Annotated in this window: 1 pseudogene; it reads left to right on the forward strand. The window is 70.9% G+C overall.

Annotated features, from left to right (window positions below):
* Positions 1-327, forward strand: a pseudogene (locus IG99_RS43770) (RNA-guided endonuclease TnpB family protein); the annotation flags it as partial.

Here is a 327-nt window from a genome sequence, read left to right on the forward strand (position 1 = left end):
GGCATGCCCCGGCACAAGAAGAAGCGCGAGGCGCTGCCCACGCTGAACTACACACAGCGCGGGTTCCGGTTGAAGGGCGGCCGCCTGCACGTCGCGGGCCGCATCAGCCTGACCGTGGTGTGGTCCCGCGAACTCCCTGCCGCCCCCTCCAGCGTGCGCGTGTACCGGGACGCGGTCGGGCACTGGTACGCCTCGTTCGTCGTCGCCACCGAGACACAGCCACTCCCGAAGACGGGCGCCGTCCTCGGTGTGGACTGGGGCGTCAAGGAGACCGCCACCACCACCTCCGATCCGTACGACCTCCCCCACCCGGAGCACGGGCGCAAG

This window comes from Streptomyces griseus subsp. griseus, assembly GCF_000720255.1.
In the GTDB taxonomy this organism is placed as follows: Bacteria; Actinomycetota; Actinomycetes; order Streptomycetales; family Streptomycetaceae; genus Streptomyces; species Streptomyces griseus_I.